This is a genomic window from Desulfuromonadaceae bacterium (assembly GCA_019429445.1).
Lineage (GTDB): Bacteria > Desulfobacterota > Desulfuromonadia > Desulfuromonadales > JAHYIW01 > JAHYIW01.
The window spans coordinates 31,487-50,863 of sequence record JAHYIW010000016.1 but is presented as its reverse complement, the minus strand read 5'-3'; the positions used below and the strand labels follow the sequence as shown (position 1 = coordinate 50,863).

18 protein-coding genes are annotated in these 19,377 nt (G+C 53.0%); all 18 read left to right on the top strand.

All coding sequences use genetic code 11. The features are described 5' to 3' along the window. The 18 genes from K0A93_08160 (at nucleotide 1) to panC (ending at nucleotide 19,364) form a co-directional block, all read left to right on the top strand. A complete protein-coding gene (locus tag K0A93_08160) occupies nucleotides 1-819 on the top strand; it encodes a right-handed parallel beta-helix repeat-containing protein (GenBank protein ID MBW6512072.1) in 819 nt (272 codons plus the stop codon). Next, the gene (locus K0A93_08155) at nucleotides 816-1,910 is read left to right on the top strand and encodes a right-handed parallel beta-helix repeat-containing protein (protein MBW6512071.1); all 1,095 of its coding nucleotides are present in this window, start codon (nucleotides 816-818) and stop codon (nucleotides 1,908-1,910) included. Before K0A93_08160 ends, K0A93_08155 begins: the two co-directional genes overlap by 4 nt. Before the next feature lie 96 nt (nucleotides 1,911-2,006). Beyond that, nucleotides 2,007-2,822, top strand: a complete 816-nt coding sequence (locus tag K0A93_08150; protein MBW6512070.1) for a phosphate/phosphite/phosphonate ABC transporter substrate-binding protein — start codon at nucleotides 2,007-2,009, stop codon at nucleotides 2,820-2,822. Between the two features lie 3 nt (nucleotides 2,823-2,825). After that, nucleotides 2,826-3,365, top strand: coding sequence for a hypothetical protein (locus K0A93_08145; protein MBW6512069.1), 540 nt, complete (start codon nucleotides 2,826-2,828; stop codon nucleotides 3,363-3,365). A gap of 3 nt (nucleotides 3,366-3,368) precedes the next feature. After that, the gene (locus tag K0A93_08140; protein MBW6512068.1) at nucleotides 3,369-4,433 is read left to right on the top strand and encodes a YedE-related selenium metabolism membrane protein; all 1,065 of its coding nucleotides are present in this window, start codon (nucleotides 3,369-3,371) and stop codon (nucleotides 4,431-4,433) included. 7 nt (nucleotides 4,434-4,440) lie between these two features. After that, nucleotides 4,441-4,767: a pyrroloquinoline quinone biosynthesis peptide chaperone PqqD gene (pqqD, locus tag K0A93_08135; protein ID MBW6512067.1), complete on the top strand. Its 327-nt coding sequence runs from the start codon at nucleotides 4,441-4,443 to the stop codon at nucleotides 4,765-4,767. Further along, the gene (locus K0A93_08130; protein MBW6512066.1) at nucleotides 4,760-5,764 is read left to right on the top strand and encodes a GeoRSP system radical SAM/SPASM protein; all 1,005 of its coding nucleotides are present in this window, start codon (nucleotides 4,760-4,762) and stop codon (nucleotides 5,762-5,764) included. Before pqqD ends, K0A93_08130 begins: the two co-directional genes overlap by 8 nt. A 140-nt stretch (nucleotides 5,765-5,904) precedes the next feature. Continuing rightward, a complete protein-coding gene (locus tag K0A93_08125; GenBank protein ID MBW6512065.1) occupies nucleotides 5,905-6,846 on the top strand; it encodes an SPASM domain-containing protein in 942 nt (313 codons plus the stop codon). Between the two features lie 16 nt (nucleotides 6,847-6,862). After that, nucleotides 6,863-8,008, top strand: coding sequence for an aminotransferase class V-fold PLP-dependent enzyme (locus tag K0A93_08120; protein ID MBW6512064.1), 1,146 nt, complete (start codon nucleotides 6,863-6,865; stop codon nucleotides 8,006-8,008). Nucleotides 8,009-8,021: 13 nt separating this feature from the next. After that, nucleotides 8,022-8,294, top strand: coding sequence for a hypothetical protein (locus K0A93_08115; protein ID MBW6512063.1), 273 nt, complete (start codon nucleotides 8,022-8,024; stop codon nucleotides 8,292-8,294). 7 nt (nucleotides 8,295-8,301) lie between these two features. Continuing rightward, on the top strand, nucleotides 8,302-9,624 hold the full coding sequence (locus K0A93_08110; GenBank protein ID MBW6512062.1) for a PhoH family protein: 1,323 nt from the start codon (nucleotides 8,302-8,304) through the stop codon (nucleotides 9,622-9,624). 11 nt (nucleotides 9,625-9,635) lie between these two features. Continuing rightward, nucleotides 9,636-10,649: a tRNA (adenosine(37)-N6)-threonylcarbamoyltransferase complex transferase subunit TsaD gene (gene tsaD, locus K0A93_08105; GenBank protein ID MBW6512061.1), complete on the top strand. Its 1,014-nt coding sequence runs from the start codon at nucleotides 9,636-9,638 to the stop codon at nucleotides 10,647-10,649. A gap of 15 nt (nucleotides 10,650-10,664) precedes the next feature. Beyond that, on the top strand, nucleotides 10,665-11,147 hold the full coding sequence (locus K0A93_08100) for a DUF2062 domain-containing protein (GenBank protein MBW6512060.1): 483 nt from the start codon (nucleotides 10,665-10,667) through the stop codon (nucleotides 11,145-11,147). Nucleotides 11,148-11,152: 5 nt separating this feature from the next. Further along, the gene (gene rsmA, locus K0A93_08095; GenBank protein ID MBW6512059.1) at nucleotides 11,153-11,944 is read left to right on the top strand and encodes a 16S rRNA (adenine(1518)-N(6)/adenine(1519)-N(6))-dimethyltransferase RsmA; all 792 of its coding nucleotides are present in this window, start codon (nucleotides 11,153-11,155) and stop codon (nucleotides 11,942-11,944) included. A 12-nt stretch (nucleotides 11,945-11,956) separates the two neighbouring features. After that, nucleotides 11,957-12,841 carry a peptidylprolyl isomerase gene (locus K0A93_08090; protein MBW6512058.1) on the top strand — a complete coding sequence of 295 codons (885 nt, stop codon included), beginning with the start codon at nucleotides 11,957-11,959 and terminating at the stop codon, nucleotides 12,839-12,841. Nucleotides 12,842-12,853: 12 nt separating this feature from the next. Next, entirely contained in the window at nucleotides 12,854-17,590 is a 4,737-nt protein-coding gene (locus K0A93_08085; GenBank protein MBW6512057.1) for an NAD-glutamate dehydrogenase, read from the top strand. A 97-nt stretch (nucleotides 17,591-17,687) separates the two neighbouring features. Further along, nucleotides 17,688-18,488, top strand: a complete 801-nt coding sequence (gene panB, locus K0A93_08080; protein MBW6512056.1) for a 3-methyl-2-oxobutanoate hydroxymethyltransferase — start codon at nucleotides 17,688-17,690, stop codon at nucleotides 18,486-18,488. A 3-nt stretch (nucleotides 18,489-18,491) separates the two neighbouring features. After that, nucleotides 18,492-19,364: a pantoate--beta-alanine ligase gene (gene panC / locus K0A93_08075; GenBank protein MBW6512055.1), complete on the top strand. Its 873-nt coding sequence runs from the start codon at nucleotides 18,492-18,494 to the stop codon at nucleotides 19,362-19,364. Nucleotides 19,365-19,377 lie beyond the last annotated feature (13 nt).

The window sequence follows — 19,377 nt, the reverse complement described above, 5'->3', positions numbered from 1 at the left end:
ATGTTTCGTCTTCTGGCCATACTGCTTTTTATAATTTCTCTGGCGGGATGCACTCCCCATTCGCGATCTTTTGCCGACGCACCGGATATGCAGACGCTGCCGCGATATTCAGGCACCCTGACCGGCATAACCGAGTGGCGTGATGAGCTGTTGATAGCTGGCGACGTGCGCATTCCGGTCGGTAGCCAGTTGATTATTCATCCGGGAACCAGAATCTATATCCGTGCCGCGCAGGGGACAAAGATCGACCCGGAGTTTCTTTCTTCCGCGACGGAGCTGCTCATCCAGGGGGAATTGAGAATATCCGGTTCAACGGCACAGCCGGTGGTATTCACTCCGCTTGAAGTGCCTGATGGAACCGCTTACGGCTGGGCCGGGATCGAACTGCTCGGTGCGACGCGATCGCAGATTGTCGGTACCGAGCTACGCAATGCCGAGACCGGAATTCTCTGCGTCAGTTCTTCCCCGCTGATCAAGGATAACCATCTAAGTGGTTGTCGCTACGGCATTATTGCTCAGCTTGGGAGCGCACCGGTGATCCGCGATAATCTTATTGAAAGTGGGGAAGGGGGGATTTTTTGCTGGCGTTCCAGTGCCCCTGTCCTGGTTGGCAATCGAATCACCGGCCAGCAGGAAGAGGGTATTCATATCGACGCCGACAGTATGCCAACCTTGCATGCAAACACCATCAGCCATAACGACATCGGGATATATCTTGGTTCCCGCAATGTTTCGTACCCGCATATCCAGTTCAACGCCAACCGGGTCGATGTCCACCTGTCGCGTGCATTGACAGATGCAGTAACGGGCGATCAATGAAAATTTTGATCTGTGTCGTTTATCTGTGTTTGATCCCTCTGCCGATTCTGGCGCAGGATGGTTCGTTGTCCTATCGGGGTGAGAATACCCTCTACCGTGACACAGTCTGGCAGGGAGAGGTCACGATTGACGGAATCCTGACGGTTGCACCTGGCATCACGCTGGAAATTCGCCCTGGAACGATCATTTCTTTCACTTTTGCTGACAGTAACCATGATCGTATCGGCGAACATGAACTGTTTATTCAGGGAACGTTGCGGGCAATGGGGACCGCCGCCGCGCCTGTTGTGTTTACTTCGGCCCAGGCACAACCTCATCCCGGTGCTTGGGGGGCGATCAACATGATGGCGACCGAAACAGAAAGCCTGTTCGAACATTGCAAGATCGAATATGCCTACCGTGGTTTTCATGCCCATTTTTCACGGGCACGATTACGTGAGACTGAATTGAGCAACAATCTTCGCGCCGGACAATTCCAGGAATCAACGGTGGCGATTGAACGCTGTAAAATCCTTGATAACTTTAACGGAATTCAGTTTCGTGACTCGACGGTAAGTATTGCTGACAGCGTTATTGATGGCAATCTCTGGGGGGCCCGTTGCGTCTACAGCACGGTAACAATGGAAGATTGCCTGATTGAAAACAACCGGATCAATGGCTTGAACTTTCGCGGGTCTGAGGTGTCGTTGCGCCGCAATCTGGTTCGCAATAACCGCAAGGGGATTTATCTTCAGGAATCCCGGGCCGTTGTGGTGCACAACCGGATTGAGGGAAACAGTGAACATGGCATTCTTCTTGAAAAAACAAGCGGAGTGGTCAACGCCAATCTCATCACCGGTCAGGGTCGAGCGGGGGTCAAGGTGGTCAATTCCACAGCGCTACTGTCCGAAAATGCAATTATCTCCAACGGCGAATATGCGCTGGTGAATGAAGGCTCCGACAGTTTCAGTGCTCAACACAACTGGTGGGGTAACGTTGAACCAGCCTCCATTGAATTGCTGATTCGGGACCGTAATGATCGTCCGGCGGCTGGTATCGTGGATGCTTCACTGCCATTAAAGATTCGTCCTGAAATCACTTTTGAAAGGTAAATTGTGTCATTGCTGCGCTATCTATTGATCGCCGGATTACTGGTTGTCACCTCTTTGCTTTTGTCAGGCTGCGAGCAGGCGGGTGAACGTCAAAAAATGAAGATCGGTTACATGAACTGCAACAGCGAGGCAGAGACCCTTACGCGCTTTCTCCCGCTGACAGCTTACTTGAGTCATTACACCGGAATCGATTTTGAGGCGGTACCGGTTGATACCCACGAATTTGCAGAACGTTATGCGCAAGGTGAGTTTGCCTTAACCCATTCGAATTCACTCCTTTACGTTCAACTTAAATTCGATCATGATTTGCAACTTCTGGCGGCTGAAAAACGTGGGAACTTCGGTTCGCGCAGTGCCGGAACAATTATTGCCCGCAAAGGGAGTGGTATTGAAAAACTGACTGACCTTAAAGACAAGCGAATGGTCTTCGGTCCGATGATGGCACCGACCGGATATCTGGCTCAATACGACCTGATGTTGCGCAACGGGATCGATCCGGAGCGTGACCTGGCCTATTACGCAATCCCTTCCGGGTCGTTTAAACACGAAAAACTGGTTTATGGTCTCTATTTTGGTGCGTTTGATGTTGCCGCCGCGCCTTTGCTCGACCTGGAAGTGATGACCCGTGAAGGCAAAATTACCGCCGATGATTTTGTGATTTTGGGGCAAAGTCCACTGGTACCGTATTGCACCTTCGGCGCAGCGGCCAAACTTGACCCCGCAGTGGTTGAAAAAGTGCGCCGGGCCTTACTCGAACTGACCCCGGAGACAACCGTTGACATTGCCGGGGAGCGCATCAAAGTTTTGAAATCCGCCTGGATCGATGGTTTTGAAGCTCTGCGCGACGCTGAATACGATGTCGTCCGTGACATGGCCAGGCTGGTTAACATGCCCCCTTATCAGGAGTATTAAGCAGTGCTTGTTGATCGTTATGATCGTCTCTTATGGGGCGCGTTTATTTTGCTCTTGATCGCCATCGCGACAACGACTGCATATTCCCTGCAAGGTAGCGCTTATGTGACGCAGCATAATGATCGCAATCTCGAACGTAAAATTACCGAGCGGGCACGCTTTGACTATCTTGCAGACCTTTACGCGCCGGTGACCGCAGCACTGGAAGCTGGTGATTTTTCGCATGCCCTGTTGGCGTTGGAGGAGGTTCAACGCTCTTCCCCGGACGAAGCGTATGGTCAGGTGCTTAAGGGGGTGATACTCAGCAAGATGGGAGCCATCGATGCCGCGCTGGAAAGTTTGGCCGCCGGGATAAAGCAGAATGGCAATTATATTGATCGCAACGGTTCGCTTTCTTATCGCAAAACGGTAATAGCGCTGGTCGCAAATCAATTACCCCTCTACGCTGCGCGTGTGGCGAACGATGCTGAGGATACGGTCGCTTTAACGACCAAACGTCATCTGCATTATCTGCAAAGTCGTTTGGCGGGCGGATGTGAATAACCGATGAACTGGCGCGATCGACATTTATGGCTGGTCATTCTGGCCGGAGGTGTTTTCGGTGCGCTCGGCGTCATGCTGTCCGTATGGGGCAACCCGGCTAATTCCGGAATCTGTGTTTCCTGTTTTCTTGAAAACAGCGTCGGTGCGCTCGGTTTTCATGATAATGACCGGATGCAGTATCTGCGGCCGGAGCTGCCGGGATTTGTGCTCGGTGCAACAGTGAGTGCGTTAATCGGTCGGGAGTTCGTCTCGCGTGGCGGTGGGGCACCGTTACCACGCATCGTAGCCGGAATTCTGCTGATGATTGGCTGCGCGATATTTATCGGTTGTCCGATAAAACTTTTTTTGCGACTCTCCGCCGGTGATTTAACTGCGCTGGCCGGGGTTGCCGGTCTGTTCTGCGGTGTCTGGATCGGTTTGCAGGGGCTTGGTCATGGCGTTTCTTTCGGTCAGCCACTGAAAGAGCGGGGAACCGGTTGGATCACACCACTGTTTTTTTTGGCACTTTTGGCCGCATTTTTTGTGCGTCCCGGATTTTTGCTCTTTTCCGAGCGCGGCAGTGCGTCATTACATGCTCCCTGGTTTTTTTCCCTTGGGGCGGGTCTGGTTCTCGGCGGGCTTGCCCAACGAACCCGCTTCTGTATTACCGGGGGGATTCGGGACGGGCTGATTTTGGGGCGGCGGGCACCGTTGTTGTGGGGCGGAATAGCCTTTATTGTCAGCGCATTTTTGTTCAGTGTCCTTGTTGGTCGTTTCAACGTTGGCTGGCTCGGTCAACCGGGCGCGCACCTCGAAGCGGTCTGGAATTTTACCGGGATGCTGCTGGTGGGAATTGTCTCGGCGCTGATCGGTGGTTGCCCGCTGCGTCAGCTGATCAAATCAGGGGAAGGGGACACTGATGCCGGGCTGGTGGTTATTGGTATGCTGATTGGTGCGGCATTGGTGCAAGCCTGGGGGATTACAGCAACAACAGCTGGGGTTCCGAGCGGCGGAAAAATTGCAGTACTTACCGGTCTGGCGCTGACGGTTTTATCGATGCTGCTGTTTCGTGAACGTGAGACAGAATAGGAACGTCATGGATTATTTTACGCAACGACCACTGAGAAACAGCGATATCGTCTGGCGCCGGGAACAACGCAAGGAGGAACGGGTGTTGCGGGCACTGGAGGAAGGTGAAGTGGTGGATGAGCAAGGCACCGTTCTGCTCGTGGTGTCCGGGACCATGCATCAGTTGAATCTTGTCGGCGGGATGATCTGGTGTTTATGTGACGGGACCCGCACGGTTGACGAGATCACCGCACAACTTGCCGACGAATTTTCCGTTTCCCGTGACGAACTGGAGAGTGATGTCAATGAATTTCTTGATGAATTACAGCAACGAGGATGGCTGAGTTATGCCTGACAACTTTATCGATCTGTTTTCTGCGCCACTGACAATCAACTGGACGTTATCGTTTCGCTGTAATTTCAGTTGCAGCCATTGCTATAGCCGTGATGAACAGGTTGCAGAACTGGAAACCGCTGATATTAAAAAGATCATTGATATTCTCGTGGCTAAAAAGATTCCATTTATCAACTTTGGCGGCGGCGAACCGCTGATTCGCGAGGATCTGTTTGAGATTGCTGCGTATGCGACATCCAAAGGGCTCAATGTTGCGATGAATTCAAACGGATCTTTGCTCGACGAACCAGCCGCGACACGACTGCACAAGAGCGGATTCAAAAGTGTGGGGATCAGTATCGACAGTGCTGATCCCGCCTTGCATGATGATTTCAGGAATATGCCCGGCTCATTCGAAAAAGCAGTTGCTGCCTTGAGGGTACTGCAGAACGTCGGGTTGAAACGGACCATGAGTTCTGTTATCTCACAAATCAATTATCAACACTTCCACGAACTGCTTGATCTGGCACGTCGCTACGAGGTGGCGCAGGTTTACCTGCATAATTTCAAGTGCAGCGGTCGTGGCTTTAAAAATCGGGAGGACCTTGATCTGACCCCCGCTGAGTGGAAAGCATTCTATGTTGAGGCGTTGCGTGTCAAGCAACAAACGCATGATCTGGCGATTTCTTTCGACGATCCGGTCATCTCTTCCCTGCCGGGTTATGACACCGATCCATTGGTTAAAGGAAGCAGCTGCGGAAAACTCTCATTGAATTTACGACCGAATGGCGACTTGACCCCCTGCGGATTTATTCCGCTCACTGTCGGCAATATTTTGCACGATGATTTTGATGAAATATGGTACAATTCTCCTGTTCTTAATCAGATGAGAAATAAGCGCGCCGGAGGCAAATGTCTGGATTGTGGCTCCTATGAAGCCTGTCAGGGGGGGTGTACGGCGCGATCTTATGCAATAACCGGGGATTTCAATCAACCCGATCCCCATTGCTGGAAGTAATACAGTCCTGTCAATCAACAACCAAGGAGGTTAAAACATGAAAAAGTATCTGAAACCCCGTATTGTCGGTTCCTCGAACGTTCATCCCTGCTGAACCGATCAGGGGGCAGTCTTCTGCCCCCTTTTTCTTTAGACACTCCATGCCTCTCGATCTTCTTGACACCCCGATCCGCGCTACCTGGACACTGAGTTCAGACGCCAGCACCCCCGCCGGCGAAGTTGTATCTACCATCACACAGCAACTGATCGCCGCCGGTGTCTTTTATTTACTGCTTCAGCCCCCCGCGCTCAAACATCCTGCCTGTCGAGCGGTTTTGCATGACCTGGCCGCTGGCGGGTGCCAGACGGAAATTATCTGCCGTGGGGACGAAGATGAATTGCGGGTTCTTGAAGAGCGCCCATTGCAACATGTTGGACTGTGGCTTGATGTCACCCGATTTCTTGCCGATGAAATTGACTTTGACCAACTGAAATATGTTGTGCAACGCTTGCGACAATCGGGATTAAACCCGGGGTTATTATGTCCTCCGGTTCGTCAACATCTGCTGAAAATCCCGCAACTTATCAATCTTTGCGAGATACTTGAAATAGAGCGATTTAAGTTGCCAAATATAGGTATCGATGTTACTTATCAAAGCTCAGATTGCGTTCAGCTGCCACGTTCCGAAGACCTCGCCGCGCTAAAAAAAATGCTCAAAAATAGTTGGCAGGCTCCTCCTCAACTGCGGCTGGAAGTACATGATCTGTTTCTCTGGGAGTTGCTGGTTCCTGACGCTGCTCAGGGACGCGAGGAGTACGGTGGCTGCCAGGCAGCGAACAGTCTGGTCCACATCACCTCGCAAGGCGATGTCTACCCCTGTATCTCCTGGCCGGAAAAGCTCGGCTCCTTGTTGACTACAGATCTTGGCAATATTTGGGAGTCGGAACAAAGATTACGTATCCGCAGAGAAATCGCGCATGTTCCGTCAGGGTGTAATGGTTGTTTGATTGTCAATGACTGCCATGGTGGCTGCCGTGGTCTGTCGGGAATATTCACTAAAGAACTGGGACAGCGTGATTTACTCTGTTCCGGGAAACGTTGATTTAAATACATAGATTATGCCAATTTATCTTGACAATTCAGCGACTTCGCACCCAAAACCTGAGACTGTTTACAGGGCTGCGGATCATGCTCTGAGAGAAATCGGAGCCAACCCCGGTCGAGGTGGGCATCGTCTCGCCCTTGACGCGGCGCGACTTGTTTATAATGTTCGTGAATCTGTCGCGAATTTTTTTGCCGTTGCCGACCCTTCACGGATCATCTTTACTGCGAATGCGACCGAGGCGATCAATCTCGCGCTCTTTGGTTTGCTCGTGCCCGGTGATCGGGTGGTTACGACCACTATGGAACACAACGCCATGGTGCGTCCGCTGGCGCAACTGGAGATGCGGGGTATTGAAGTCGTCAAGGTGCAGGCCGATCAGCAGGGGTATGTCGAACCAGACGCCATCTTTGCCGCCTGTGCAAAGCCGACCCGGTTGGTAGCGCTCAGTCACTGCTCCAACGTCAGTGGCACCGTTCAGTCGATCGAAAAGATTGGTCCCTGGTGCCGGGAAAACGGGGTGACTTTTCTGGTCGATGCAGCGCAAAGTGCGGGTTTGATCGCGATTGATGTCGAGCAGATGGCGATTGACTTGTTGGCGGTTCCTGGACATAAATCTTTGCTGGGACCACCAGGAACCGGTTTTCTCTATATTCACCCCGATCTGCAACTTCAACCGCTGTTGTTTGGTGGTACCGGCAGCAACTCGACAAGCAGATTCCCCGCGGACACGTTGCCGGAACGGTTTGAAGTTGGAACGATGAACGTTGCGGGGATTGCCGGACTGGGTGCAGCGATTGAATTTCTGCAGCAGGAAACGCTGCAAAAAATCTTTGCGCATGAGCATGCATTGATGACATCACTGCGGGGCACGCTGTCAGCCATTGACCGAGTCTCCCTTTATGCACCGTTATCTGCCCGGCACGTCGGACCATTGTCTTTCAATATCGACGGTCTCGATCCGGCGGAAGTCGGGTTTTTACTTGAGAAAGACCATGAAATTTGTGTCCGGGTCGGGTTGCACTGCGCCCCTGAAGCGCATCGTTCGCTAGGCACCTTCCCCCAGGGTACGGTGCGCGTCAGCCCAGGTTATTTCACGACCCGAAACGAGATCGATATTCTGATCGAGGCGATAAAGTCTCTCGCCGGAAACAAACAATAATGGAGAAGTTATGATGAGAAAACTTGTCTGGTTGTTTATTGTCATCACGCTGTTCGCCTGTTCATTAAAACCGTTGAGGGTGGTGACACGAGAAGACCTCAATAAACACCGCCTTTTTCAGCGTTATGTCATTGAAGAGTCCCCCGAACAAGTTCTGGATGCATTGAATACGTATGGCGAAGCGGTCCTGACTACCAGAATGAATATCCCAAACCGTAATCTCCCGGTTCATGTCAAGATACTGGCCACCAGTGACGGCCTTGAAGTTATGGAATATGATCGTTGAGGACAAAATGAAAAATAATAAAACCTACCTGTTGGACACCAATGTATTGCTTCACGATCCCATGGCAATTTTTCGCTTTGAAGATAACGATCTGATTATCCCGATTACGGTGATTGAGGAGATTGACCGTTTCAAAAAAGACCTTAATGAGGTTGGTCGCAATGCTCGCCACTTTTCGCGCCTCCTTGATGGATTAAGGGCCAGCGGTCCTCTGGTTGAGGGGGTGACGCTGGAAAGCGGTGGGACACTGAAGGTTGTTCTTTACCGCGAGGATTTCATGACCTGCCTGCCATATCAGATGCAGGATGATCATGGTGACAACCGTATTCTGGCCATCGCTGTCGCGCTGCGTGATCAAAGTAGCGGTCCCTTTGTACTGGTGACCAAAGACACCAATTTGCGCATCAAGGCCGACGCTGTCGGTTTGCTTGCAGAAGATTATTCCTCCGACAAAGTCTCGATTGAAGAACTTTATTCGGGGGTCACCGAGCTGTTGACTGATCGGGCTGCGGTCGATCTCTTTTACTCGCAAGGTTTTATCGACACCGAAGAGTCATTCCTGCCACACCAATGTGTCACCCTGATAGACGCTGCGAATCCCTCCCATACCGCGATCGGTCGTTATCAGGAAAGTATGCGGCGGATCGTCGCGCTGATAAAAATGCCGAAAGACGGGGTGTGGGGGATTACCGCGCGCAACCGGGAACAACAATTTGCGCTCGATCTGCTGTTGAACGAGGATATCCAGCTGGTGACGCTGGTCGGCAAGGCCGGGACGGGGAAGACGTTACTCGCCATCGCCGCCGGTTTGCAGAAGGTTGCAGACGACCGGCGTTTCAATCGGCTGCTCGTTTCGCGACCGATCTTTCCGTTGGGGCGCGATCTCGGCTTTTTGCCGGGAGATGTCGAAGAAAAATTGGCGCCGTGGATGCAGCCGATCTTTGATAATGTTGAATTACTCCTGGGATCAGTTGAAGAGGACGGGCGGCGCAAGCGGGGCTATCGCGAACTGGTCGATATGGGGATTCTTGAAATAGAACCGTTGACCTATATTCGCGGCCGGTCGATTCCAAATCAGTACATGATCGTTGACGAAGCACAGAACCTGACCCCCCATGAGATCAAAACGATCGTTACCCGGGCCGGGGAGGGCACTAAGATTGTTTTAACGGGGGATCCCTACCAGATCGATAACCCGTATGTCGATTCATCAAGTAACGGTCTTGCCTACGTCGTTGAAAAATTCAAGAATGAGTCAATTTCCGGGCATGTGACGCTGGAAAAAGGTGAGCGGTCAAAACTTGCCGAAACCGCCGCAAATATCCTTTAAATACACTTGTCATGTTGACTCTTGCCCTGGAAAGCTCGTGCGATGAAACCGCTGCCGCGATCGTGAAAGACGGTCGCGAAGTTATGGCGAACATCGTTGCCTCGCAAATTGACCTCCACTCCCGTTTCGGCGGCGTTGTTCCGGAGTTGGCGGCACGTAAACATGTCGAAGCGATCAATGTGGTTGTCGCAGAGGCTCTGGCGACGGCAAATATTTCTTTGAGCGAGATTGAGGGGATCGTGGTAACGCGCGGCCCAGGGCTGATCGGGGCTTTGCTGGTGGGACTTTCATTCGCCAAAGCGTTGGCCGTTGGCCGTCAGCTTCCGTTGGTCGGTGTTCATCACATAGAGGGGCACATTCTGGCGCCGTTGCTCGAAGGACGGGTCGAATTCCCTTTTCTGGCACTTGCCGTGTCCGGGGGGCATACCCATCTTTACCGCGTCGACGGCATCGGTCATTACCAGATTCTTGGCCGTACTCTGGACGATGCAGCGGGAGAGGCTTTTGATAAAATCGCCAAACTTCTCGGGCTGGGGTATCCAGGGGGGATCCTGATCGATCAATTGGCGGCACAAGGCAACCCGGCAGCAATCGATTTTCCACGACCGATACTCCATCGGGATAATCTGGATTTCAGCTTCAGTGGCATGAAGACCGCAGTCAGGCTTTATGTCGAGAAACAAGGCATGCCTGCCACCAATGACCAACTGGCCGATCTTGCCGCCAGTTTTCAGGCCGCGGTGGTTGAAGTGCTGTGTCACAAATCCCGGCGTGCCTTGCATAAAACCGGTCTGCAGCGCATGGTTGTTGTCGGCGGGGTCGCGTGTAACAGTGGCTTGCGCGACGGGATGCGACAGTTGGCCGCCGAGCTTCAGGTGGAGATTATTTTTCCCGCGCCGCAGTTTTGCGGTGACAATGCCGCCATGCTGGCTGTCGCCGGTGATTATTACCTGGAAAACGGGCAGCACAGCCCGCTGGAAATTAACGCGGTCGCCAACTGGCCGCTCGATCGTTTAAATCTCTGATCGGAATCGTCTGTTATGTGGCGTCGGTGGTCCATTATTCGCCAGTTCAAACTGAATCTGTTGCGATTTATACGGTTGCACGGCACGCCGAATGATATCGCTCGCGGGTTTGCGCTCGGCATCTTTATCGGCATGACCCCCACCTTCGGTTTGCAGATGCTGATTGCGATTTTTTTTGCCATGCTGCTCCGTGAAAACAAGCTTGCTGCGGTTCTCGGCGTCTGGATCACCAACCCGCTGACCGCGCCTTTTATTTATGCCGCTGAATATGAAACAGGTCGTGTTTTGCTTGGTTTGAATCGTGTTGGAATGCCGCAGGAATTATCCTATCACACCCTGTGTCAGATGGGTTCTGATGTGATTCTTGCTCTTGCTCTTGGCAGTTTGCTCTTTGCCAGTCTTTCTTATGTGATCACCTATGCCTTGACCCTGCGGCTTTTGCCGTTACTTAAACAAGCCCGCATTCCCCGTTGGCCTCGTCCCCGGCGGCGTCTTTAAAGCTGATGTCCGATTACCGGCATAAAAAACGTTTTGGACAGAACTTTTTGCGCGACCAGAATATTGTGCGCAAAATAGTAACTGCAGCGCTCCTGACAACTGCGGATCGAGCACTGGAAATTGGTCCCGGTCTGGGCGCATTGACCGATGAGTTGCTGCACGCTGCCGGGCAGGTCGAGGTCATGGAGGTTGATCGCGACCTGCTTGCCCGGCTCAAGGAACGACATGACCCCCGGTTGCTGGTTCATGAAGGGGACGCTCTGTTACTTCAGTGGGATCAATTGCTGCGTAACCCGCCCTACGTGCTGGTTGCCAATCTGCCCTATAATATTTCAACCCCGATTCTTTTCAAAATTATCGAGCATCGTGATGTCTTCAAGCGTCTGGTGCTCATGTTTCAAAAGGAGGTTGGCGACCGTATCCGGGCGAGTCCCGGAACCAAGAATTACGGTGTGTTGTCGATCTTCAGTCAACTCCATTTTTCGATTGAGCAGGTTTGCTCCGTTGCGCCCACGGCGTTTATCCCGTCCCCTAAAGTTCATTCAGTCGTTCTGGCTTTTACTCCTCTGGCAAAACCGAGAGCCCATTTGACCAATGCGGGTCTGTTTCGTAAAGTAGTAAGGGCGGCGTTTAACCAGCGCCGCAAAACGCTGCGCAATGCCCTGCGTCTGCTCGATATCGACGCTGCCCTGCTCGACAGTGCCTTGATGGAAGTTGCCATCGATCCGCAGCGCAGGGGAGAGACCCTCACCCTCGAAGAGTTTGCTGCCCTGAGTAATGCAATTGCAGTACAGTGAAAAGGCATCCACGTGAAGACAATCATTTCAGTTAACGGTAAACCGATTCTGGAGCGTGATTATGCCAATGCGCTTAACGGATTCGCCCTGAATGAGCAGGGTAAAAAGTTCTCTGCGCTACCGCCGCTGGTGCAGCAAGATCTTCAGCAACGGGTTCAGGAGAATCTCGTTGCGCGAGAGCTGCTTTTTGAAGAAGCGATGGCGCGTGGTATCGTGCCGACCAACGAAGAAACTGACGTCGAGATTGACAAGATTGTCAGCACCTTTCCTTCGCCCGATGCGTTTGCCAGCTTTCTCGCCGATGCAGGGATCTCCCCGATGGAATATTTTCGCATGACCCGGCAGGATCTGGCGGTTCATCAGTTGTATGATCGACTGCGCAACGAACTGCCCGAAGCGACTGCCGAGGCCATCGCCGAGTTTTATCAGGAGCACCGTGATGCGCTGCAAACAGTACCCAAGGTGCATGTTCGTCACATTTTGATTCGCATCGAGGACGATAATCGCGCCGCCGCGCAAGCTAAAATTGAAGCGCTCAGAATAAAGGCGCAAACCGACGATTTTGCCGAGTTGGCATCGCTGCATTCGCACTGCCCAAGCACCGTCAATGGGGGCAGCCTCGGTTTTATTTCAAGTTCCGATGTCGATCCGGATTTCGCCGCTGTCGCCTTTACTCTGCAGCCTGGAGTGGTCAGTGACATCGTCGCGACTGCGTTCGGGCTCCATTTGCTGAAGGTTGAAGAGCGTCAGGAGCCACGACCATTGACCCTTGATGAAGCCACTCCGAAAATTTGCCGTATGATGACCGAACTGGCGTTAGCACAACGTCTGCACCTTTTAATCGCAGCGCTTAAAGGGCAGGCCAAAATCGAAAACACTCATAAATCAACCGGTTGAAGGGTGAAACGTATGTCGACTCCAAACATTTTTATTGCACACGACAATGACCGCCATTCCCCTGAAATCGATCGCATTACCAGGGAAGTAGAAGCTTTTCCGGGAACCGGGTTCAGCGATTTACAGCAGGCATTGTTTCATCATCTCATCGCGTTTACTCCAGCCGCATATTTCCAGCGGCTGGATCCCTCCCTGCTCGCTAAAATCTTTTCACGTATTGACCGGTTTTTTTCTGCGCGGGAGCAGCATGTCCACGTCTGCATCATTCCCGGAGCCTGCACCACGCGCTATCCTCTGCTGATGGTTAATGCTGTCGATGCCCCGTATCTGCTTGATTCCAGCCAGATGTTGCTGAATCGCGAGGGGATCCCGTTTCGTGTTGTCTGTCATCCGATTCTGACCGTGGCCCGGGCGCATGGTCAGGTCACCCGCTTGTCTTCGCAAGGAGGATCCGGATCCCAGGAGTCCCTGCAGTTGATCGAACTTCTCTGCCATGACGATTTGATTTCGCGTGAACTGACCCTTCGACTTGAACAGGTCATTGAGCAAACCCTTGACGTGGCTCGCAACCGGCAGTCACATTATCAACTGCTGAAAAAACTGGCTACGCAGCTGCCAACCAAGGAAAGCAGGGAGTTGCTGAAATGGATGTGCGCAGATAATTTTGTGCCGCTGCAATACCGTTCTTTGCTGGTTACTGCTGATAATGCCGAATTTATTGCGGAAGATACGGCGGCCGGGCGAGGTCCCGAGCTTTGGCCCGCTCCTGAACTGGAGGCACAGGACAGGATGGCAATGATGACCTCGTTTCTGCACCGCGACCGTCATCTGGTGATCGAAGAGCTTGAGCTTCAAAGCCCGGTTTGCCGCCCGGAACCACTCATCTATCTGGGCTTGCGTGTGGCTGATGATGCCGGTGTTCATGAGCACATATTCTGCGGATTCTTTACCGCACAATCCTTTGATGATCAGATCGACAGCGTACCTGTTCTTCGGCGGCGCATTGGCGCAGCGTTAAATACCCTCAAACTTGCCGTCGGTTCGTACGATTATCGCAAGTCGAGCGACATCCTGAACGACTTTCCCAAGGCTGAGCTTTTTCAGTTAAGTGATGAGGATCTGCTTACCCTGATCAAATCGTTTGTCTATCTTTATCGTTATCGTTCCGTAAAAATTATTGTCACGCGCAGTCTGGCGGTCAGCGGGCTGTCGTTTCTGATCATGTTGCCGCGCGAATTTTACTCTGAGCAGAATCGTTTGAAAATCGAGGGATTTCTGCGCCGCACGCTAAAAGCTGAGTACATGCGCTCGCGCATGCCGCGACCGACGGCGGACTATCTGTCATTTCAGCTTCACGCTTACGTGCCTGAAGTTCCACAGCAACTGGATATTCACCGCATCGAATATGCGTTAACCCATCTCACCCGCCCCTGGCCGCTCAAACTGCAAATGCTGTTACAGCGCCATTACGGCGAGGACCACGGTCACCTGATAAATTCCCGTTATGTTGGGGCTTTCTGTACTGAATACCGGCAGACCATTCATCCACGTTTCGCGGTGCGTGATATCGTCCAGCTTGAACGCGTAGCAGCAGATCAGCAGGATCGTTTCGATCTCTGGGGGCCATTTCTCGCCGCTGAGTCGTACTTTCGACTCCAGTTTTACAGTGTGTCCGAGCACGACCTGAATACCCTCTTTCCGCTACTGGAAAATCTCGGGATCAGTGTTATCGACGAGGTTGACTTCGAGGTTTCCCACCCGGCGCAAAAACTGTATATCAAAAGCTTCAAACTCCGTGAAGCATCATCTGGCGGGGCGATCGGACCGGTCCGCAAGAGATTGCTCGAAATCCTTCACGCCCTGCGTGCAGGTGCGGTAGAAAATGACTATCTCAATCGACTCCTGCTCCCCACCGGACTGGACTGGCGGGCGATCGATGTTTTTCGCGGTTATCGCAATTATTACTTCCAGCTGGGGAACCCGTTCACCAAAAAACGGGTGGCATTTTCACTGATCAGGAATCCCCAGGTGGCGAAGCTGCTCTTTGCATACTTTGCCGCCAGGTTCAAGGATGAACCCCGCTGGTCCGATCCGGCTGTGCGCGAGGAAGAAGCACTCATGCCGCTGCGGCTGGAACTGCTGTCTGCCCTGAATGCTGTTGCCGATGTCAACGAAGATACGATTTTGCGCGCACTGTTCAACTTGATCGATTCGACCGTCAGAACAAATTATTTCAACCGGATCGACAGTGATGATTATTTCTTTGCTTTCAAAATCAGTGCTATCGGCATTATCGAAATGCCTGCACCGCGACCACTTTACGAAATTTATGTTCATTCCGCGTCAATGGAGGGGATCCACCTGCGCGGTGGACGTGTTGCCCGGGGAGGGATTCGCTGGTCCGATCGCCCCGATGATTTTCGCACGGAAATCCTTGGTTTGATGAAAACCCAGATGACCAAAAATGCGTTGATCGTTCCGGTTGGATCGAAAGGCGGGTTTGTGGTCAAGGAAGAATGGTCGGATCGCGAGAGTGGCGCGCGACTCTCCAGTGCGGCGTATCAGCGGCTTATGCGCGGACTCCTTGACCTGACCGACAATCGGGTCGGGAAGGAGATTGTCCGCCCGGCAGGGATCGTTGCCTACGATGATACCGATCCCTATCTGGTGGTCGCGGCCGACAAGGGAACCGCCCATCTTTCCGACACCGCCAACGCTATTTCCGCAGCATACGGTTTCTGGCTTGATGATGCCTTCGCCAGCGGCGGTTCGCACGGTTACGATCACAAGGAGCTGGCGATCACGGCGCGTGGCGCATGGGAATGTGTCAAAACCCACTTTCGCGAGATCGGGATCAATCCTGAAGTTGCCCCGATCAGTGTTGTCGGTATCGGTGACATGAGTGGCGATGTTTTTGGTAACGGCATGTTGCTGTCAAAAACAGTTCAACTGCGGGCGGCGTTCGATCATCGGCATATATTTCTCGATCCGAACCCCGATCCTGCCAGCAGCTGGCGTGAGCGACAACGGCTCTTTCAGCTGCCGCGTTCCAGCTGGGAAGATTATTCCGCTGCACTGATTTCTCCCGGTGGCGGGGTTTACCCCCGGCACGCCAAAGATATCCCCCTCTCTGCCGAGGTGCGACGCTGGTTGAATATTCGTCATGAATCGCTTGATGCCAACAGCCTGATCAGCAAGCTGCTCAGCGCAGAGGTCGATTTGCTCTGGAACGGCGGGATTGGAACCTATGTCAAGGCAAGCGATGAAACGAATGACATGGTTGGCGATCGCACCAACGATAATGTGCGTGTCAATGCCTCCGAATTGCAGGCGAAAGTTATCGGCGAGGGGGGGAATCTTGGCATGACCCAACGTGCGCGGGTTGAATATGCCAGTCATGGCGGAAGGATTAATACCGACGCCATCGACAATTCAGCCGGTGTTGATTGTTCCGACCATGAAGTCAATCTGAAAATTCTGATGCTGCAACCGACCGTGCATGCGCAGTTGGCCGACAGTGCCGAGCGTAACCGGGTGCTGGCCGACGTGACAGATATCGTTTGCGCCATGGTGTTGCGCAACAATTATCGTCAGAGCCTGTCGCTTTCGCTCGAACTGAAGCGATGCAGTGCCTATCCTGAGCGACATCTTGCCCTGGCCGAACGTTTGGACCGGGGCGGGGTGATGGATCGCAAGGGAGAGTCAATTCCGCCCGCCAAAGTTATCATGGCCCGTGACCGGCGGCGTTTCGAACGACCGGAACTCGCAATTCTGATGGCCTATGCAAAGATGCACCTTTTTCATACCCTGATTGACTCCGGCGTCCTTGATCAACCGGTGTATCGACCGATTCTGGACAGTTACTTTCCGGCACCGATTCAGCAACGCTTTGCCAACGAGTTTGCGCACCATCCCCTGTGTTGTGAGATTATTGCCACCGTGTTGACAAATAACATAATTGATCAGGCCGGAAGTTCGATCATTTTTGATCTGATGCGTGAAACCGATGCCAGCGCATTCGATGTTGCCGAGCGTTATTTGCTTTTTGATGCAGTGATTAACGGAGATGAATTGCGCGCCGCGATCTACGCCGGTGATTACCGGATGCCGGCGGAGCGTCAGCACGAAGTTCTGCTGCGTCTGGAACAACTTCTTTATGAACTCTGTCGCCGCACCCTGAATAACGGGGAGGTCTTGAATTTTTCGACCGCTGAAATCGAACGGCAGAGCACATTGCTGGCTGAATATGCCAAAAGTCTCGGTGGGGTCATCGCTGCGGATGATTGGGAAAATTACCGCGCCGAAGCTGAACGCCTGTGCACTGAAGGTTTTTCTGATGAACAGGCCCGGGTGCTGGCGTGTCTGCCACTGTTCGTTGACTTTATTGATGTTGCTGAGCTGGCAACGGCAGTTTCCTGTGATTTTTATACAGCGGCCAATATGGTCAATGAAATCACTCGGCGCTTTGCCATCACCGAAATCGTGCCCCTGATCGCAAGCCGCAAAGCTGATCGCTGGGAACAGCGGGCAGCAGAGTTGTTGACGGATGATTTTCGTGCAACACTCTATCAGTTGTCGCGTCAGGTGATTACCAAAAACAACGGCAATCTGGATGCCTACTGCGCGCTCCGCCGCCGCAGTGAACGCAACTATCTGCGCCTGCTGAAGGATGTGCGCACCGCACCAGCAGCAAATTTGCATCCCTTTACGGTTCTTCTGGCCGCTTTTCGATCGCTTGTGATCGAATAAACTGCAGGCAAAAAAGTCTGGACAGTTTTCTGGTGGATGATATAGCTTTAGCGCTGCCGTTCCCTGACAGTCATAACATTAAATTCGACAGGTTGCGATTATGAAGCCAAAGACGATTCTTGATTTACAACGAATGAAAAGTGCCGGTGAAAAAATCACCGTCTTGACTGCCTACGATTATCCCTTCGCGCGGCTGCTCGACCAGGCTGGGATCGATGTTCTGCTGGTCGGAGATTCGCTCGGTTCGGTGGTGGCCGGGTACGATAATACCCTGCCGGTGACGATGGAGGAGATGATCTATCACACCCGCGCGGTGGTGCGCGGCTCGACCAATGCGTTGATTGTCGCTGATATGCCATTCATGTCCTATCAGGTTGACTGCGCCGCTGCCCGGCGCAATGCCGGACGGCTGATCAAGGAGGGTGGGGCCCAGGCGGTCAAGCTTGAAGGGGGGACCAATATCGCCGCGACTATCGCCGCGCTGACCGCCATCGATATTCCGGTTGTCGGGCATATCGGTCTGACGCCGCAATCGATCCATCGCATGGGCGGCTATCGGGTGCAGGGGCGTGAAGATGTCCAGGCCGCACAGTTGCGCGCTGACGCCCGCGCAGTTGAGGACGCTGGCGCTTGTGCCATTGTCCTGGAAGGGATCCCGGCGGCGCTGGCTGCTGAAATCACCGCTGAATTGACGATTCCGACGATCGGCATCGGTGCCGGTGTCGCGTGCGATGGTCAGGTGCTGGTGATTCACGATATCCTCGGTCTGTGTGAAAAATACTCCCCCAAATTTGTCAAGCGCTACAGTGATGTTGCCCAAATCATCAGTGACAGCGCCCAGGCCTATATCAACGACGTCAAACAGGGAACCTTCCCTGACGACGAACACAGCTTTTAAATCATGACGACACCATCTCTTGAAACAATCGCGGACGCCGCTGCAATGCAGCAACGGTGCCTGGCCGCCCGGCGTGCCGGACAGACCATTGCCTTTGTCCCGACCATGGGCTATCTCCACGAAGGGCATCTCAGCCTGCTGCGCGCCGGGCGAGAGCGCGGTGAGTTGCTGATCCTCTCGATCTTTGTCAACCCCACCCAGTTCGGACCGAATGAGGATCTGGCGAGCTATCCGCGTGATCTCGAACGGGATCTTGCCGTGGCCGCTGAAGCGGGAGTCGATCTGGTTTTTTTGCCGACTCCGGAGATAATGTATCCGCTACATTACGCCACCTATGTCACTGTCGAGGGGGTGACCGAGGGGCTGTGCGGAGCGAACCGTCCGGGGCATTTTCGCGGGGTCACAACGGTTGTGTGTAAACTCTTTAATATTGTTCAGCCGGATGTCGCCCTGTTCGGGCAGAAGGACTTTCAGCAACTGGCGGTGATCCGGCGCATGACCAGCGATCTGAATCTGCCGGTTGAGATCGTTGGGATGCCGATTGTCCGCGAAGCTGACGGTCTGGCGATGAGTTCCCGCAACGTCTATCTTTCGACGGAGGAACGCAATCAGGCGCTGGCGCTGATTGATGCGTTGCGGATCGCTGCCGCCGGTCTGCAAAGTGGCCAACAGGATGCCCAAAGTTTGATTGCGCTAGCCACTGACCGAATTCGTCGCGAGCCACTGGCGACGATTGATTATATTGAAATCCGTGACGCCGTGACCCTCCGGCCTGTGACCAAAATTGTGACAGAAGGGGAGGCGGTGATGTTGATGGCTGTCAAGGTCGGCAATACCCGTTTGCTTGACAATCACACCCTGTCGCAACCACTTTAGAATCTGGTGCCAG

Bases quoted from the DNA above. Each gene is read 5' to 3' on its own strand.
- K0A93_08160 (MBW6512072.1), top strand. From the start codon at position 1: ATGTTTCGTCTTCTGGCCATACTGCTTTTTATAATTTCTCTGGCGGGA.
- K0A93_08155 (MBW6512071.1), top strand. From the start codon at position 816: ATGAAAATTTTGATCTGTGTCGTTTATCTGTGTTTGATCCCTCTGCCG.
- K0A93_08150 (MBW6512070.1), top strand. From the start codon at position 2,007: ATGAAGATCGGTTACATGAACTGCAACAGCGAGGCAGAGACCCTTACG.
- K0A93_08140 (MBW6512068.1), top strand. From the start codon at position 3,369: ATGAACTGGCGCGATCGACATTTATGGCTGGTCATTCTGGCCGGAGGT.
- pqqD (MBW6512067.1), top strand. From the start codon at position 4,441: ATGGATTATTTTACGCAACGACCACTGAGAAACAGCGATATCGTCTGG.
- K0A93_08130 (MBW6512066.1), top strand. From the start codon at position 4,760: ATGCCTGACAACTTTATCGATCTGTTTTCTGCGCCACTGACAATCAAC.
- K0A93_08125 (MBW6512065.1), top strand. From the start codon at position 5,905: ATGCCTCTCGATCTTCTTGACACCCCGATCCGCGCTACCTGGACACTG.
- K0A93_08120 (MBW6512064.1), top strand. From the start codon at position 6,863: ATGCCAATTTATCTTGACAATTCAGCGACTTCGCACCCAAAACCTGAG.
- K0A93_08115 (MBW6512063.1), top strand. From the start codon at position 8,022: ATGAGAAAACTTGTCTGGTTGTTTATTGTCATCACGCTGTTCGCCTGT.
- K0A93_08110 (MBW6512062.1), top strand. From the start codon at position 8,302: ATGAAAAATAATAAAACCTACCTGTTGGACACCAATGTATTGCTTCAC.
- tsaD (MBW6512061.1), top strand. From the start codon at position 9,636: ATGTTGACTCTTGCCCTGGAAAGCTCGTGCGATGAAACCGCTGCCGCG.
- K0A93_08100 (MBW6512060.1), top strand. From the start codon at position 10,665: ATGTGGCGTCGGTGGTCCATTATTCGCCAGTTCAAACTGAATCTGTTG.
- rsmA (MBW6512059.1), top strand. From the start codon at position 11,153: ATGTCCGATTACCGGCATAAAAAACGTTTTGGACAGAACTTTTTGCGC.
- K0A93_08085 (MBW6512057.1), top strand. From the start codon at position 12,854: ATGTCGACTCCAAACATTTTTATTGCACACGACAATGACCGCCATTCC.
- panC (MBW6512055.1), top strand. From the start codon at position 18,492: ATGACGACACCATCTCTTGAAACAATCGCGGACGCCGCTGCAATGCAG.